Raw genomic sequence first — 15446 nt, 5'->3', positions numbered from 1 at the left:
GCCAGCTTGTCGTTGTCGTCGACCGCGCCGACGGTCAGGGCGGCGTCCGCGCTGCCGGGCGAGCCGACGGAGCCGGGCCTGCCGTCGTTGCCCGCGGCGATCGCGAAGAGGATGCCCTTGTCCTTGGAGACCTTGTCGACCTGCGCTTCGAGGGGGTCGACACCGGGGGTGTCGACGCCGCCGAGGCTGAGGTTGACGACGTCGGCGCCTTCGGCGGCCGCCCAGTCCATGGCGGCGATGATGCCGGAGTCGTCGCCGTAGCCGTCGTCGCCGAGGACCTTGCCGTTGAGGAGCTTGGCGCCGGGTGCGACGCCCTTGAACTTGCCGCCGGACTTGGCGCCCGTACCGGCCGCGATGGACGCGACGTGGGTGCCGTGGCCGTAGTGGTCCTTGGCGGTGGCCGACTGCGAGAAGTTCTTCTCGGCGACCACCTGGTCCTTGAGGTCCGGGTGGGTGGCGTCGATGCCCGTGTCCAGCACGGCGATCTTGACGCCCTTGCCGTCGTACCCGGCGGCCCAGGCCTTGTCGGCGCCGATCTGCTTGACGCTCTTGTCGAGGCTCGCCTTGCGGACGCCGTCCAGCCAGACGTGGCTGATGCCGGACGCCGCGGTGCGGGCGCCTTCCTTGCCGCTGGTGAGCGCGGCCCACAGGTCGGTCGCGTCCTGCTTGGGCGTGGTGACGGCGTCGGCGTTCAGCGACTTCAGGGTCCGGCGGACCGTGGTGTCGCCCGCGGCGCGGACGTCGGCCCTGGCGCTGCCGGCGGCCCCCTTGTAGCCGACGATGACCTTGAGGCCCTTGTGCTGGGCCGCACGGTTGCGCTTCTTGTTCAACTCCGTGACGTCGAACAGGCGTTGGTCGACCTTGCCGTCCGCTATCAGGCGCCGCGCGTCGGCGGGTATCAGCAGCGTGTGGCCGCCGGTGCGCCGCAGCTGTACGGGTATGTGTTCCCGTCCCTTGGCGCGGTCGAGCCCGATCACACGGCCGCCGGCGTCGAGGACGGCCCGGTCTCCGGTGATCAGCGTGAGGTGGGTCGTGCCGGTGGACGTGCCGACCGGGCCCCCCGCCGTGGCCGCCTGTCCCTCCGTGGCCGGGTCCGCGGATGCCGGGCTGGTCATGCCCGCCGCGAGGGCCACGGCCACCGCTGCGGCGATGCCGGCTCCGTACGCTCTCTTCACTTGTCTGTGCAAGTCTCCCCCTGGAGGTTAAGGGGCAGCCGCCCCTCGGACATCGAAGTATGCCGAGAGGCGAACACCTGCTCAATAGTGAGACAGAAGTGCAGAGTTGGCGCGACCGAAATTCATTCCGCCGTTACGCCGGCTGGCCGGATCAGGTCAATTCCGGAATGCGGATCGACCCATTCCCCGGGGCCCCGAATACGCGAGAGCGGCCCGCACCCCCGCAGGGGCACGGGCCGCTGTCGTGCACGACGACGACCGTGGGCCGTGGATCAGACGGCGGAGCCGGCCTTCCACTGCGCCCAGTCCATGTTCCAGCCGTTGAGGCCGTTGTCCGGCGCGACGACCTTGTCGCCGGTGTTACGGACGTCGACGACGTCACCGGTGATGGAGTTCTCGTAGAACCAGGAGCCCGGGGTGCTCTTGTCGTTCGCGCCCTTGGCGTCCTGCAGGCCGATGCAGCCGTGGCTGGTGTTGGCGCCGCCGAAGATCGAGGGCGAGCCCCAGTAGTTGCCGTGGATGAACGTGCCGGAGTTCGACAGACGCATGGCGTGCGGCACGTCCTTGATGTCGTACTCGCCCTTGCCGTCGCCGTCCTTGAAGCCGACGGTCGCGCCGTCCATGCGGGTCTCCTTGAACTTCTCGGAGATCACCATCTTGCCGTTGTACGTCTTGTTCTGGGGCGAGCCCGCGGAGATCGGAATGGTCTTCACGACCTTGCCGTCCCGCATGACCTTCATCTGCTTCGTCTTGGCGTCGACGATGGAGACCTGGTTGCGGCCGACCTTGAACTGCACGGTCTTCTGCTGCACGCCGTAGACGCCGTCGGCGCCCTCGACGCCGTCGAGGTTCAGCTTCAGCGTGACCGTGGAGTTGCCCTTCCAGTAGTCCTCGGGGCGGAAGTCCAGGCGGTTGTTGCCGAACCAGTGCCCGACGATCTCCTGCCCGCCGGTGGAGGACACCTTGACCGCGGACTGGACTTCCTTCTTGTTGGTGATCGCCTTGTCGAAGTTGATCGACACGGGCATCCCGACACCGACCGTGGAGCCGTCCTCGGGGGTGAAGTTCCCGATGAAGCTGTTGGCCTTCGAGACGGTCGTGAACGCCGAGTTCTCGTGCGCCTTGCGGCCCTCGGAATCCTGGGCGGTCGCCGAGATCTTGTACTTGGTGGCGCGCTCGAGCTGGCCGGTGGGCTTCCAGCTCTTCTTGTCCGCGGCTATCTGCCCCTTGACGGCGGCGCCGCCGTCGGCGGGCGTCATCGTCACCTCCGTGAGGGTGCCCTCGCTGACGGTGACCTTGGCCGCGCTGTTGATGCTGGCGTTGTCGGAGCCGTTCTTCGGCGCGATCTTGATCTGGGCGGCGGAGGACTTCTTGGCGGCCGCCTCGTCGACCTGGTTCTGCGACTCCTTGCCGCCCGAAGCCTTGTCGCCGTCGTCGCTGCTGCACGCCGAGAGCACGAGCACGCCGCCCACGAGGGCGGACACGGCTGCGACGCCCTTGCGTCCACGCCCGAGCTTGCGACGCCTACTGTCCGTCATCACACGCATCTCCATAGTTGCCGAATCCCCAAGTCAACCCCCGAGAGTCCCCCGTAACCCCGCATAACGTCCTGCCCGGTTCGTCCCGTTCCACTATCGCGAAGAGTGTGGGGAACACCACGTTCGCGGTACTGGACTGACCCCGGCCGACCACCGTGCACGGTGAGACGACTGAACCCCGGGCGGCGGTTGCTGCCCGGGGTTCCCGTTTCCGGATTCTTCAATCCGGGCTACAGCTCGTCGTCCTCGGCGTCATCATCCTCGTCCGGCTCCCAATCCGGCGAATCGGGGTCGTAGTCGATCATCTCGCTGCTCCACGAGGCCTGCGTGAGCTCGGTCCCGGGCACCTGGCTGACCAGGTCGAAGGGGTCCACGAGGTAGGCAAGCGCCTCGGCGACGTCCTCCTGCACGGCGGCCTCGGCGTGCGCCCGCTCCTCCGAGGGCATCTGCTCGTCCTCGGCGATATGGCCGAGCGCTGCCGCGGTCAGCTTCTCGGCGTCACCGACCTCGACGACCATTTCGACCCTGAGCCGTACAAACCGTGATGTCTCGTCTCCACTCATACGACGGAGCGTACGGCCCGTCGGCTTCGCGACTTTCCCGCGACCCGCACCTTTCATTAGCATCGCCCCACACGGCCAATTCGCCAGCGCCACAAGGGGGATCCGATTCCGTGTCCGCACGCCGATCGTTGCTGACCACAGCCGCCGCCGGAGCCCTGCTCGGCGCCCTGTGCTTCGTCCCCTCCGCGAACGCGACCTCCCCCGCGCCGCACGACGCCCCCGCCGACACCCGTCCCGCGACCTCCGCGGCACCCCACCACGAGACGACGGCCACGGGCCGCCTCGCGGAAACGGGCACGGGCTTCGATACGACCCCGTACGTGATCGGCGGGACGGCGTTCCTGGGCCTGGGGGCGGGCTTCGTGGTGTTCTCGGTCCGCAGGGAGCGCGATGGGGGCGACGCGGCGTACTGATCGCTGGCTCGGGCTCCGCGGTGCGGTGCCGCTTCGCTAGTGCGGTGCCGCTTCGCTGGTCACTCCGGACGGTGTCCTACGGATGCCCGATATCCCCGCTGAGCGGGGCGGGGCGACTTCGAGTCCCCGGCGATGTGGCGGTACCGGGGCCGCCCGGCTTTTTGCGGAGTGTGGCGGTTCCGGGCCGGGAGTAAAGGGCGCCCTTCGGGCGTCGGCTGCGCCGATTCCGCTGCGCTCCACCCTTGACTCCCGTCCCTCCACCGCACGTTGACCTTTGACCCGGACGGCCAGGGTGGGGCGGCGGGCTGGCCTAGGAGGGTCATCCCCTTTCGCTGCCGGGTGCGGTCCGGCCCATCGTGTGCGAGTGCCACGGTTCGCGCTCGGCCAGCCGCCCGGCCTCGCCGCTCGGGCCATCCCCCTTCATCGCCGGGTGCGGACCGGCCCATCGTGGCCGACTGCCCCGGTTCGCGGCTCGGCCAGCCCTACGGCCTCGCTGCTCGGGTCATCGGCTCTCGCTGCCGGGTGCGGTCCGGCCCATCGTCGGTGGCCGTCACCGTTGCGGCTCGGTCAGCCGCTCGGCTCATCGAGTCACATCTCCGGGGGGGACCGGGTATCAACTTTTTGAAAGTTGCGAAGGGGGTCGCCGTGCGCCCCCCAGGTCACGCCCCGCGCGCCCCCGCAGACACCGCCCACCACGAGGTGTTGGGCGATCGGGCTCGCACAACTGGCGGCGCATGGAGCATGACGGGGGGCGCGCGACACACCCCTTCGCAACTTCCAAAAAGTTGATGACCCGGAGCCCAGGGTGCCAGTGCCTTGCGGCCGCGCACGGAGCCCGGCGACCGGCGCATCCGCCATAACGGGGGGCGCGCGGCAGGTCCCTTCGCAACTTTCAAAAAGTTGATGACCCATCCCCCCTCCCTCCCGAGTGGAGGGGCCGTGGTCCAGTCCGGGGTGCCTGCCGGCGCGCACCGACCGTGGCACCTACCCACGATGGACCGATCCGCACCCGGCAACGAAAGCCGATGACCCGAGCAGCGCGGCCGCACGGCTGGCCGAGCCGCGACCGTGGCACCCGCCCACGATGGGCCGGACCGCACCCGGCAGCGAAAGGTGATGACCCGAGCAGAGAATCCCGCCGCCCCACCCTGGCCGTCCGGGTCAAAGTCAACGTGCGGTGGAGGGACGGGAGTCAAGGGTGAAGCGGAGCGGAATCGGCGTAGCCGACGCCCGCAGGGCGCCCTTTACTCCCGGCCCGGAACCGCCACACTCCGCACAACACCGGGCGGCCCCGGTAACCGTCAACGTCCCCGGCCCACCGAAGCCCCCGCCCTCCCCCCACCCCTTGGACCCGGCCGCACCGAGCGATCGGGTGACCCTCGCGCGTGGCCGACATAGCAGGACGGGACGGCGGCTCATCATGCGGGTATGAGTATCGAGCTCCGGCCCAAGAAGTCCGGCACCCCGCGCGCCCGCCACCTCCGTATCGTCGGCACCGTATGCGCCATCGTGGCCTCGGCCGCCCTGGTCGCGGGGTGCGGGGACAGTGACAGCGAGACGTCCGCGTCGTCGGCGTCCGGCGCGGCCAAGTCCGCCCCCAAGGAGGCGCCCACCCCGTCGGAGAGCCCGTCCGGCAGCGCGTCCCTCACCCAGGACCAGCAGGAGCGCAAGGCGCTGCTCACCACCACCAAGGTCACCTACGACAAGGCGGCCGCCACGGCGTTGAAGAAGGTCGACGGCGGCATGCTGACCGAGCTGGACCTGGAGGGCGTGGACGACGACGACAACGACGACGCGAGCGCGAGTGCCAGCGCGAGTACCCGCGCGAGTGCCAGCCCCAGCGGCAGCGCGAGCTCGGCCGGTCCGCGGTGGATCGCCGACGTCGCCGAGAAGAACGGCACCGTGCACAAGGTCAGCATCGACGCGGTCTCGGGCGAGGTGATCAGCTCCACCCCGGACAAGGACCAGGACGCCGGCGACAAGCGCGAGACGGCCGACTGGCTCTCCCGCAGCAAGCAGACGGCGGAGCAGGCCGCCAAGGTCGCCACGGACAAGAAGAAGGGGACCGTCACCTCCGTCAGCCTGGACGACAACGACAGCGGCGGTCTGGTCTGGAACGTCGACGTCGTCACCGACGACTGGAACAAGACCGACTTCGACATCGACGCGGTCAAGGGCAAGGTCACCCGCGAGCACGTCGACCGCGACTGACGTGCCGCGTAAGACGTCGAAGGGGTGCCGTCAGGTCGGTCCGACCTGACGGCACCCCTTCGTAGTGTTGCTAGGCCAGCGCTCCCGTGACCGGCTCCACGGCCGCCACCAGCGCACCCGCCCGTACGAACGCGTCCGCCGCCGCCAGGTCCGGCGCGAGGAAGCGGTCCGGGCCCGGGCCCTCGACACCCGCCTTGCGGACCGCCTCGATGACCGCGCGCGTCGCGGGCGCCGGGGTGAGGCCCTCGCGCAGCTCGACCGCGCGCGTGGCGGCGTACAGCTCGATGGCCACGATGCGGGTGAGGTTGTCGACCGCGGTGCGCAGCTTGCGGGCCGCGGACCAGCCCATGGAGACGTGGTCCTCCTGCATGGCGGAGGAGGGGATGGAGTCGGCCGACGCCGGGACGGCGAGCCGCTTCATCTCACTGACCAGGGCCGCCTGCGTGTACTGGGCGATCATCAGGCCGGAGTCGACGCCCGCGTCGTCCGCGAGGAACGGCGGCAGGCCGTGCGAGCGGTTCTTGTCGAGGAGGCGGTCCGTGCGGCGTTCGGCGATGGAGCCGAGGTCGGCCGCGGCGATGGCGAGGAAGTCGAGCACGTACGCGACCGGGGCGCCGTGGAAGTTGCCGTTGGACTCGACGCGGCCGTCGGGCAGCACGACCGGGTTGTCGACGGCGGCGGCCAGCTCGCGCTCGGCGACCAGGCGCGCGTGCGCCATGGTGTCGCGGCCCGCACCCGCGACCTGCGGGGCGCAGCGCACCGAGTACGCATCCTGTACCCGCGGCGCGTCGTCCTGGTGATGCCCGGTGAGGCCCGAACCGCTGAGGACGGCGAGCATGTTGGCGGCGGAGGCGGCCTGGCCCGGATGCGGGCGGATGGCGTGCAGCTCGGGCGCGAGGACCTTCTCGGTGCCGAGCAGCGCCTCCAGCGTCAGCGCGGCCGTGATGTCCACCGACTTGTAGAGGTTCTCCAGATCGGCGAGGGCCATGATCAGCATGCCGAGCATGCCGTCGGTGCCGTTGAGGAGGGCCAGGCCCTCCTTCTCGCGGAGCTCGACGGGGGTGATGCCGTGCGCGGCGAGCAGTTCGCCCGCGGGCTTCAGCTCGCCGTCGGGGCCCTCGGCGTCGCCCTCGCCCATCAGCGTCAGCGCGCAGTGGCTCAGCGGCGCGAGGTCGCCGGAGCAGCCGAGCGAGCCGTACTCGTGGACGACGGGCGTGATGCCCGCGTTCAGGACGTCGGCCATCGTCCTGGCGACCTCGGGGCGCACGCCCGTGTGGCCGGAGCAGACCGTCTTCAGGCGCAGGAACATCAGCGCGCGGACGACCTCGCGCTCCACGCGCGGGCCCATGCCCGCCGCGTGCGAGCGGACGATGTTGCGCTGCAGCTGGGCGCGGAGGTCGGGGCCGATGTGGCGGCTGGCCAGGGCGCCGAAGCCGGTCGAGACGCCGTACACGGGCTCGGGCTTGGCCGCGAGCGCGTCGACGATCTCGCGGGAGGCGGCGAGCGCCGTCAGCGCCTCGTCGGAGAGTTCGATCCGTGCGTTGCCGCGCGCGACGGCGATGACGTCCGCCGCGGTCGTCCCGGAGGTCCCAAGGGCCACGGTGCCCACGCTGTGCATATCCATATTCAGCAGCGTACGGACTGAATCGCCAGGTGTCACGGGTGGAGTCGGTACGGGCCTCTTACACCGGACCCCGCCCCCGGAACTTCCGCCGCTCCCCCGCCGCGGGCGACCCCTCGGGCGCGTCCGCGAGGCGGATGACCGGGTCGTCCACGCCCTCACGCCCCGCCACCACCGGCTTCGCCGCGCGCGCCGCCTTCGCGCGGTACTGCGCCGCGTCGGCGAGGCGGAAGAGGCGGCGGGCCGAGCGCACCGGACCGATCGGGTCCCCGGTCGACGCGACACCGCACGCGACACCTTCCCCGAGCTCCAACTCGGCGGCGCGTACGCAGAGTTCGTCGGCGACCCGGACCACCTCGTCGGCGGTGGGACCCACGCAGAGGAGGCTGAACTCGTCGCCGCCGAGCCGTGCCGCCAGCGTCCCCGGCAGCATCGCGCCGCAGAGCGAGAGGACCGAGCCGAAGCGCTCAAGGAGCCGGTCGCCGACGGCGTGGCCCTGGGTGTCGTTGACCCGCTTGAGCCCGTTCACGTCACAGACGACCAGACTGACGATGGTCCCCGCGGCGAGGTGCCGCTCCACCGCCTCGTCGAGCCCGAGGTCGACCGCGCGGCGGTTGGCGAGCCCCGTCAGCGCGTCCGTGAAGGCCAGCTGACGGGCCTCCTCCAGGCGCTCGGTCTGCGCGATCCCGGCGGCCACCACCGCCGCGAGGACCGTCGCGAGGTCGGCGTCGGCCCGGGCGAAGACCGGGGCGCCCGGCGAGCGCGCCACGTACAGCTCGCCCCACGCGCGCCCGTGCAGCACGATCGGGGCGATCACGCAGCAGCCGCGGCCCCGGCGGCGCAGCGCGGCCACCCGCTGGTGGCAGTAGCCGGCGGCGCGGGCACCCGCGGGGCCCTCGGCCGTCTCGACCCAGGCGTGCGGCTCGCCGCCGCCCGCCCAGTGCTCGTGCAGGAACTCGGTGATCTCCGGGAACTGGTGCACGGGATACGCCTCGTTCTCCGGGAACTCCTCCTCGCCCGGGGCGCGTTCGCCCGCGTTCACCAGGACCCGCAGCCTGCCCATGTCCCGCTCCCACACGGACAGCGCGGCGAAATCGCCGTCCAGGGCGCGGCAGACACCGACGGCGGCGGCCCGCCAGGACTCGCGCGGAGTGTGCGCGGCGGCCATTCCCTGCGCCAGCTCCACCACGGCCCGCAGCCGGACGTCCTCTCCCATTTCCCCAGATTATGGGGTTTGCCGGATTTTAGAACTTCGGGGCGTCACGCACCCCTCCCCCGTACCGGCCCTTACTCGCCGGGCCACTGCGGCTTGCGCTTCTCGTTGAACGCCGCGACGCCCTCCGCCCGGTCCGCCGAGAACGCCACCGTGCGCCACGCCGCGTCCTCGACCTCCAGGCCGGCCCGCAGGTCGAGGCCGTGCCCCAGACGCAGGGCGCGCTTGGCCGCGCGCAGGCCGACGGGCGAGTTGGCCGCGATACGGGCGCCGAGCGCGAGCGCCTCCGTACGGGCCCCGCCCTCCTCCACGAGGAGGTCGACCAGGCCCAACTCCCTTGCCTCCGCGGCCTCCACGCGGCGCGCGGAGAAGATCAGCTCGGCGGCGCGGGCCGCGCCCACCCGGCGCGGCAGGAGCTGGGTGCCGCCGCCGCCCGGGATGACGCCGACGGAGACCTCGGGGAGGCCGACGACCGCGGTCGGATCGGCGACGATCATGTCGCAGGCGAGGGCGAGCTCGAAGCCGCCCCCGAGCGCGAAGCCGTGCACGGCGGCGACGGTCGGCATGGGCAGGTCGAGCACGCCGGTGTAGGAGGCGCGCGTGGTGGGGCGCTGGCGGCGCAGCTCGGCGTCGCCGAAGGAGTTGCGCTCCTTCAGGTCGGCGCCCACGCAGAAGGCCCGCTCGTGGGTGGAGGTCAGGACGACCACGCGGGCGTCCCCGTCCTCGGCGAGGGCGGCGCAGGCGGCGGCGATGGAGCGGGCCATCTCCGTGGAGACGGCGTTCATCGCCTTGGGCCGGTCGAGGACGAGCTCGACGACGTGGCCGTGCCGCCTGACCGCCACGTACTCCCCGTACCGCTGCTCGTCGCCCATGACGCTCCTCCACCTCCGGTTAACGACCGTTACCCGGCGATCATGTCAGCCGGGCCCGGGCTCGGGAAGGGGTCAGCCCCGGCGGGCGAGCAGCCACGGTTCGACGACGCCAAGGCCGCGCACGGGGCGCTGCCACATCGGCTGGAGCGCGAAACGGTAGGAAGGCGGCTCCTCGCCCTCCTTCTCCGCCTGGGCGGCCTCCTCCGCGGCGTCCGCCTCGGAGGCGGGCGCATCGCCGGTCCGCGTCAGCTCCTCCGCGAGGGCGCCGTCGACGAGGACGGCGTCCCGTGGAGCTATCGACGTGAGGCGGCTCGCGAGGTTCACGGTCGTGCCGAAGACGTCGCCCATGCGGGTCGTCACGGTTCCGAAGGCGATGCCGACGCGGAGCTCCGGCATCGTCTCGTCGTTGGCCATGGTCTCGATGAGCCGCAGCGCGATCTCCGCGGCGACGCCCGCGTCGTCGGCGGCGTAGAGCACCTCGTCGCCGAGGGTCTTGATCAGCCGGCCGCCGTGCGCGGCGACCAGGTCGGCGGCGGTGGTCTCGAAGGCCTCGACGAGCTCGCCGAGCTCCTCCTCCTCCATGCGGCGCGTCAGCCGCGTGAAGCCGACCAGGTCGGCGAAGCCGACGGCGAGCCGCCGGTCGACCATCTCCTCGTCGTCCGCGGCCTGCACCACCCGGCCGGTGGCGGCGGCGAGCTGGCGCCGCCAGACGTAGACGAGGAACTCCTCCAGCTCGGGCAGGAGCAGCTCGATCAGCGGATACGTGACCTCGGTGCGGGTCATGCCGGGCTCGGGCGGCTCGGTGAGCCCCTCCAGGAAGGAGTCGATCTGCCACTCGGCGAGCCGCGCCGTGGTCTGCCCCGTGGACCGCGCCACCTGCACGGCCATCGCCTCGCTGAGCAGGCCCGCCTCGACGAGACCGGCGAGACGGCGCAGAGCGAGCACGTCGGCCTCGGTCAGCGCCTTGGCCTGGCCGATGTCGGGGAAGCCCATGGCCCGCCAGAAGCGGGACGCCAGCTCCATCGATACGCCCGCGCTGCGGGCCGCCTGGAACGGTGTGTACCTGCGGTCGGCGCCGAGGATGAGCTGTTCGAGGCGCAGGGCCAGCGGGTCCCTCTCCGCCTCGCCCTCGCCCCTGTCGTCCACCTCGGGCACCTCGGGCACCCCGGAGACGTCCGGCACCGCACCCTCCGCCCCGCCGTCACGGGCGGCCGCGGACCCACCGGTACGGCCGGACCCGCCGTGGGAGGCGGGGTGCACACCCTCGCCGGAGCCCGTGTCGTCGACGGTCACGCCTGCTGCCCTTCCGATCTGCCGCGGTCAGGTATCGACCGGCGCCAACTTTACGGCAGGTGTGCCGCAGCTCACTCCCGACTCCCACGACCGGCTCATTGACGGCCGGGGGTCCGGGGGTCGCCCCCGGGCAAACACAGCACGGCAGGTGTGCCGCAGCTCACTCCCGCCCCCCCATGACCGGCCCCCGACCCGGCCGGAAGTCCCTGGGTCACCCGAAGCGGACGGCCCTCACTCCGCACCCCTCAGATGCACGATGTCCCCCGCCCCCACCGGCTCCTGCACGCCCTCCTCCGTGGCGAGAACCAGGCGGCCGTCGCCGTCCACCGCGACCGCCTCGCCCACGATCGACCGGTCGCCGGGGAGCTCCGCGCGCACGCGGCGGCCGAGCGTGGCGCAACCGGCGGCGTAGGCCTCCTGGAGCCGGGACGCCGCGGGGTCGCCGCCCGCGTCGCGCCACTCCCCGTACCACTGCTCCAGGGAGCGCAGGACGGCCCGCAGCAGCGGGTCACGGTCCGTGGTGCCCGCACCTGCCAGGGCGAGGGAACCCGCCGTGGGCACCGGCAGCTCGTCCTCGCGGAGCGTGACGTTGATGCCGACGCCGACGACGACGCCCCCGCCGGACGCGGACCCCGCCCGCTCCACGAGAATGCCGCCCGCCTTGCGCTCCTCGTCGCCCACGGTCACCAGGAGGTCGTTGGGCCACTTGAGTGCGGTGTCCACGCCGGCCACCCGGGAGAGCCCCGTGGCGACGGCGACACCGGTGAGCAGCGGCAGCCAGCCCCACCGCTCGACCGGCACCTCGTCGGGCTTGAGCAGGACGGAGAAGAAGAGGCCCGAGCGGGCGGGCGCGGACCACCGGCGGTCCAGGCGCCCGCGGGCCGCGCTCTGCTCCTCGGCGACGAGCACCGCGCCCTCGGGCAGCTCGTCGGCGCGCGCCGCGAGGTCGGAGTTGGTGGAGCCGGTGGCGGCCACCACGTCCAGGGAGGACCACAGACCGCCCTCCCGCAGCAGCGCCCGCCGCAGCGATGCGGCGCCGAGCGGCGGCCTGTCGAGGTCGGACCAGCGATTGTCTTCAGCATCTGGCGGCGTCATGCAAGCCACCTTAGGTGTGGTAAACGCCGCACTGCCGAACGGTATCGGCGCCGATACGCTACGGGTCAGTAGCCAGCCGCACCGCCGTTAGACAAGCCCCTTTGAGCAGGCAGGGAGCCGCATCCCGATGTCCGAGCCGGAAGAGCCCAACGTGCCCGCGTCAGACCGCAGCGCCGACCATGGCGCCATCGACATCCATACGACCGCGGGAAAGCTCGCCGATTTGCAGCGCCGCATCGAGGAGGCCAAGCACGCCGGTTCGACCCGCGCGGTCGAGAAGCAGCACGCCAAGGGGAAGCTGACGGCCCGCGAGCGGATTGAACTCCTGCTCGACGAGGGCTCCTTCGTCGAACTCGACGAGTTCGCGCAGCACCGTTCGACCAACTTCGGCCTGGAGAAGAACCGGCCGTACGGCGACGGCGTGGTGACCGGCTACGGCACGGTCGACGGCCGCCCGGTCGCCGTCTTCTCGCAGGACTTCACCGTCTTCGGCGGCGCCCTCGGCGAGGTCTTCGGCCAGAAGATCGTCAAGGTCATGGACTTCGCGCTGAAGACCGGCTGTCCGGTGATCGGCATCAACGACTCCGGCGGCGCCCGCATCCAGGAGGGCGTCATGGCCCTCGGGATGTACGGCGAGATCTTCCGCCGCAACACCCACGCCTCCGGCGTCATCCCGCAGATCAGCCTGGTCGTCGGCCCCTGCGCGGGCGGCGCCGTCTACTCCCCCGCGATCACCGACTTCACGGTGATGGTCGACCAGACCTCGCACATGTTCATCACCGGGCCCGACGTCATCAAGACGGTCACCGGCGAGGACGTCGGCTTCGAGGAGCTCGGCGGCGCCCGTACCCACAACAGTGCCTCCGGTGTCGCGCACCACATGGCGGGCGACGAGAAGGACGCCATCGAGTACGTCAAGTCCCTTCTCTCCTACCTGCCTTCGAACAACCTCAGCGAGCCGCCCGCCTTCCCCGAGGAGGCCGACCTCGCGCCCACGGACGAGGACCTGGCGCTCGACACGCTGATCCCGGACAGCGCCAACCAGCCGTACGACATGCACGGCGTCATCGAGCACGTCCTGGACGACGCCGAGTTCTTCGAGACGCAGCCGCTGTTCGCGCCGAACATCCTCACCGGCTTCGGCCGGATCGAGGGCCGCCCGGTGGGCATCGTCGCCAACCAGCCGACGCAGTTCGCCGGCTGCCTGAACATCGACGCCTCCGAGAAGGGCGCCCGCTTCGTCCGCACCTGCGACGCGTTCAACGTCCCGGTCATCACCTTCGTCGACGTGCCGGGCTTCCTGCCGGGCGTCGAGCAGGAGCACACGGGCATCATCCGCCGCGGCGCGAAGCTCATCTACGCGTACGCGGAGGCCACCGTCCCGCTGATCACGATCATCACGCGCAAGGCCTTCGGCGGCGCGTACGACGTGATGGGCTCCAAGCACCTGGGCGCCGACCTGAACCTCGCCTGGCCGACCGCGCAGATCGCGGTCATGGGCGCGCAGGGCGCGGTGAACGTGCTGCACCGCCGCACGATCGCCGCGGCCGGTGACGAGGCCGCCCAGGAGGCGACCCGTGCGCAGCTCATCCAGGAGTACGAGGACGCGCTGCTCAACCCGTACACGGCGGCCGAGCGCGGCTACGTGGACGCGGTGATCATGCCGTCGGAGACCCGGTCGCATCTCGTCCGCGGCCTGCGTCAGCTGCGCACCAAGCGGGAATCCCTCCCTCCGAAGAAGCACGGCAACATCCCCCTCTAGTCCCTCAGGGAGGGCTCATGATCAAGGTCGTACGGGGCAACCCGACCCCGGAGGAGCTGGCCGCCGCCCTGGCGGTGGTCCAGGCGCGCGCCGCGGCCCTGGCCGACGGAACGGCCGGCGCGCCCGCGCTGCCCGACTCCTGGGCCGACCCGGCGCGAGTGGCCCGCCACCGGCTCCCCGCCCCCTCGCCCACCGCGTGGGGCCGCACCTACTGGCCCGGCTAGGGCACTCGGGCCGGGGAACTTGAGTACGCGTACTCAGGCGCCCCGGCCCGTCCGCTCGCACCATCGATTGCATGCTGTGGTCGGACCCTGAGGACAACCCTCCCAAGGACATGCGGGACCTGCAGGCGAAGATGCGCCGCGCGGGCCTCGTGCTCGCCCTGGCCATGGTCGTGGCGATGTTCGTGCTCGGCATCCACTGAGCGCCCGGAGGGGGCGCGAGGGGTGCGGGGAACCGCGCGGCCAGCCACCCCCTGCCCGCACGAACGCGGCACATGCAGCCCGGCACAGCGCCTACGCTGACCCGCATGAGTGATCAGCCCCGCCGTCTCGTCCTCGCCTCCCAGTCGCCCGCCCGGCTCGGCCTGCTCCGGCAGGCGGGCCTCGCCCCCGAGGTGATCGTCAGCGGCGTCGACGAGGACAAGGTGTCCGCGCCCACCCCCGCCGAGCTCGCCCTCGCCCTGGCCGAGGCCAAGGCCTCCGTGGTCGCCGCGCGGCCGGACGCCAAGGGCGCGCTGGTCATCGGCTGCGACTCGGTCCTCGAGCTCGACGGCCAGGCCCTCGGGAAACCGGCCGACGCCGAGGAGGCCACCGCCCGCTGGAAGTCCATGCGCGGCCGCGCGGGCGTACTGCAGACGGGCCACTGCGTCTACGACACCGCCTCCGGGCGGTACGCGTCGGCGACGGCCTCGACGGTGGTCCGTTTCGGCGAGCCGTCCGACGACGAGATCGCCGCGTACGTCGCGAGCGGCGAACCGCTGCACGTGGCCGGGGCGTTCACGCTCGACGGCCGCTCGGCGCCGTTCATCGAGGGCATCGAGGGCGACCACGGCAACGTCATCGGCCTCTCGCTGCCGCTGCTCCGCCGCCTCCTGGGCGAACTGGGAGTGGGCATCACGGAGTTGTGGCAGCGGTAGACCACCGGGCCGCGCGAGACGGCTCGGACGTGGCCGCGCGAGACGGCTCAGGCGGGCTGCGGGGCGCCGTTCCCTGGCGCCCCCTCGCCCTCCGCGGCGCCGTCCCGCCGCGCCTTCTTCTCGTACGCCACAAGGGGCAGCACGATCAGGCCGAGCGCGACCATCATGAAGACGAACGCGGCCCAGCCCACCAGGCCGACGCAGAAGGCACCGAGCAGCCCGTGCACGACGGCGCAGCTGATCAGGAGCAGCCGCCCGAAGGTGCCGGGGGCGCGGTCGCGGGCGGCGGTGCGGGCCAGGACGACGGCGCACAGCGCGAGGTAGCCGCCGAAGAGGACGCCGGCGATCCAGGTCGAGACGGTCATCGCGTGCGGGTCGAGGCCCGCGAGGGACATGTCCTGCTTGTCGACGACGAGGCCGAGGAACCAGTTGAGGAGTGCGATCCCGACCGCCTCCGCGAGAAGAACGATCGCGCCCACCCAGGCCACCGGTCTGCGCGCCACGGCGCCCCACCCTCTTTCCGCTGCCGATCCGCTGCTGTTACCCCAAGTA

At 71.9% G+C, this 15446-nt stretch carries 15 protein-coding genes; 6 read left to right on the top strand and 9 right to left on the bottom strand.

Features of this window, described 5'->3' with window-relative positions:
- From ACFVYL_RS35690 to ACFVYL_RS35680, 3 genes are all read right to left on the bottom strand, one after another.
- The coding region (locus ACFVYL_RS35690) for a S8 family serine peptidase (RefSeq protein ID WP_389723729.1) at nucleotides 1-1175 on the bottom strand (1175 nt) is incomplete at its 3' end.
- Nucleotides 1176-1447: 272 nt separating this feature from the next.
- Nucleotides 1448-2713 (bottom strand): Ig-like domain-containing protein, encoded by a 1266-nt coding sequence (locus ACFVYL_RS35685; RefSeq protein WP_389723726.1) that lies wholly within the window; start codon nucleotides 2711-2713, stop codon nucleotides 1448-1450.
- 230 nt (nucleotides 2714-2943) lie between these two features.
- Nucleotides 2944-3276 carry a hypothetical protein gene (locus ACFVYL_RS35680; protein WP_389723723.1) on the bottom strand — a complete coding sequence of 111 codons (333 nt, stop codon included), beginning with the start codon at nucleotides 3274-3276 and terminating at the stop codon, nucleotides 2944-2946.
- Between the two features lie 110 nt (nucleotides 3277-3386).
- Between ACFVYL_RS35680 and ACFVYL_RS35675 the strand changes: the two genes are divergently transcribed.
- Entirely contained in the window at nucleotides 3387-3689 is a 303-nt protein-coding gene (locus ACFVYL_RS35675; protein ID WP_389723720.1) for an LPXTG cell wall anchor domain-containing protein, read from the top strand.
- Between the two features lie 1428 nt (nucleotides 3690-5117).
- Complete coding sequence (locus ACFVYL_RS35670; protein ID WP_389723717.1) at nucleotides 5118-5900, top strand: PepSY domain-containing protein; 783 nt, start codon at nucleotides 5118-5120, stop codon at nucleotides 5898-5900.
- A gap of 70 nt (nucleotides 5901-5970) precedes the next feature.
- Here the strand turns inward: ACFVYL_RS35670 and hutH are convergent, their stop codons facing one another.
- The 5 genes from hutH to ACFVYL_RS35645 form a co-directional block, all read right to left on the bottom strand.
- Nucleotides 5971-7509 (bottom strand): histidine ammonia-lyase, encoded by a 1539-nt coding sequence (hutH, locus tag ACFVYL_RS35665; RefSeq protein ID WP_389723739.1) that lies wholly within the window; start codon nucleotides 7507-7509, stop codon nucleotides 5971-5973.
- A 73-nt stretch (nucleotides 7510-7582) separates the two neighbouring features.
- Complete coding sequence (locus ACFVYL_RS35660; protein WP_389723714.1) at nucleotides 7583-8737, bottom strand: diguanylate cyclase domain-containing protein; 1155 nt, start codon at nucleotides 8735-8737, stop codon at nucleotides 7583-7585.
- A gap of 71 nt (nucleotides 8738-8808) precedes the next feature.
- Complete coding sequence (locus ACFVYL_RS35655; RefSeq protein ID WP_389723711.1) at nucleotides 8809-9606, bottom strand: enoyl-CoA hydratase/isomerase family protein; 798 nt, start codon at nucleotides 9604-9606, stop codon at nucleotides 8809-8811.
- Nucleotides 9607-9678: 72 nt separating this feature from the next.
- A complete protein-coding gene (locus tag ACFVYL_RS35650; RefSeq protein ID WP_389723708.1) occupies nucleotides 9679-10899 on the bottom strand; it encodes an adenylate/guanylate cyclase domain-containing protein in 1221 nt (406 codons plus the stop codon).
- A gap of 231 nt (nucleotides 10900-11130) precedes the next feature.
- Entirely contained in the window at nucleotides 11131-11994 is an 864-nt protein-coding gene (locus ACFVYL_RS35645) for a biotin--[acetyl-CoA-carboxylase] ligase (RefSeq protein ID WP_389723706.1), read from the bottom strand.
- 127 nt (nucleotides 11995-12121) lie between these two features.
- Between ACFVYL_RS35645 and ACFVYL_RS35640 the strand changes: the two genes are divergently transcribed.
- The 4 genes from ACFVYL_RS35640 (at nucleotide 12122) to ACFVYL_RS35625 (ending at nucleotide 14894) form a co-directional block, all read left to right on the top strand.
- Nucleotides 12122-13756 carry an acyl-CoA carboxylase subunit beta gene (locus ACFVYL_RS35640; RefSeq protein ID WP_389723703.1) on the top strand — a complete coding sequence of 545 codons (1635 nt, stop codon included), beginning with the start codon at nucleotides 12122-12124 and terminating at the stop codon, nucleotides 13754-13756.
- 17 nt (nucleotides 13757-13773) lie between these two features.
- Entirely contained in the window at nucleotides 13774-13980 is a 207-nt protein-coding gene (locus ACFVYL_RS35635) for an acyl-CoA carboxylase epsilon subunit (RefSeq protein ID WP_389723700.1), read from the top strand.
- Nucleotides 13981-14051: 71 nt separating this feature from the next.
- A complete protein-coding gene (mmpB, locus tag ACFVYL_RS35630) occupies nucleotides 14052-14180 on the top strand; it encodes a morphogenic membrane protein MmpB (protein WP_361170439.1) in 129 nt (42 codons plus the stop codon).
- Between the two features lie 105 nt (nucleotides 14181-14285).
- Complete coding sequence (locus ACFVYL_RS35625) at nucleotides 14286-14894, top strand: Maf family protein (RefSeq protein WP_389723698.1); 609 nt, start codon at nucleotides 14286-14288, stop codon at nucleotides 14892-14894.
- A 47-nt stretch (nucleotides 14895-14941) separates the two neighbouring features.
- Here ACFVYL_RS35625 and ACFVYL_RS35620 read toward each other — a convergent pair whose 3' ends face one another.
- A complete protein-coding gene (locus ACFVYL_RS35620) occupies nucleotides 14942-15397 on the bottom strand; it encodes a hypothetical protein (RefSeq protein WP_389723695.1) in 456 nt (151 codons plus the stop codon).
- Nucleotides 15398-15446: the final 49 nt, after the last annotated feature.

Origin of the sequence: Streptomyces sp. NPDC058308, assembly GCF_042880275.1 — a bacterium.
Classification (GTDB): domain Bacteria; phylum Actinomycetota; class Actinomycetes; order Streptomycetales; family Streptomycetaceae; genus Streptomyces.
Note: the sequence above shows the minus strand (reverse complement) of the source record. Positions and strands in the feature narration are given on the sequence as shown.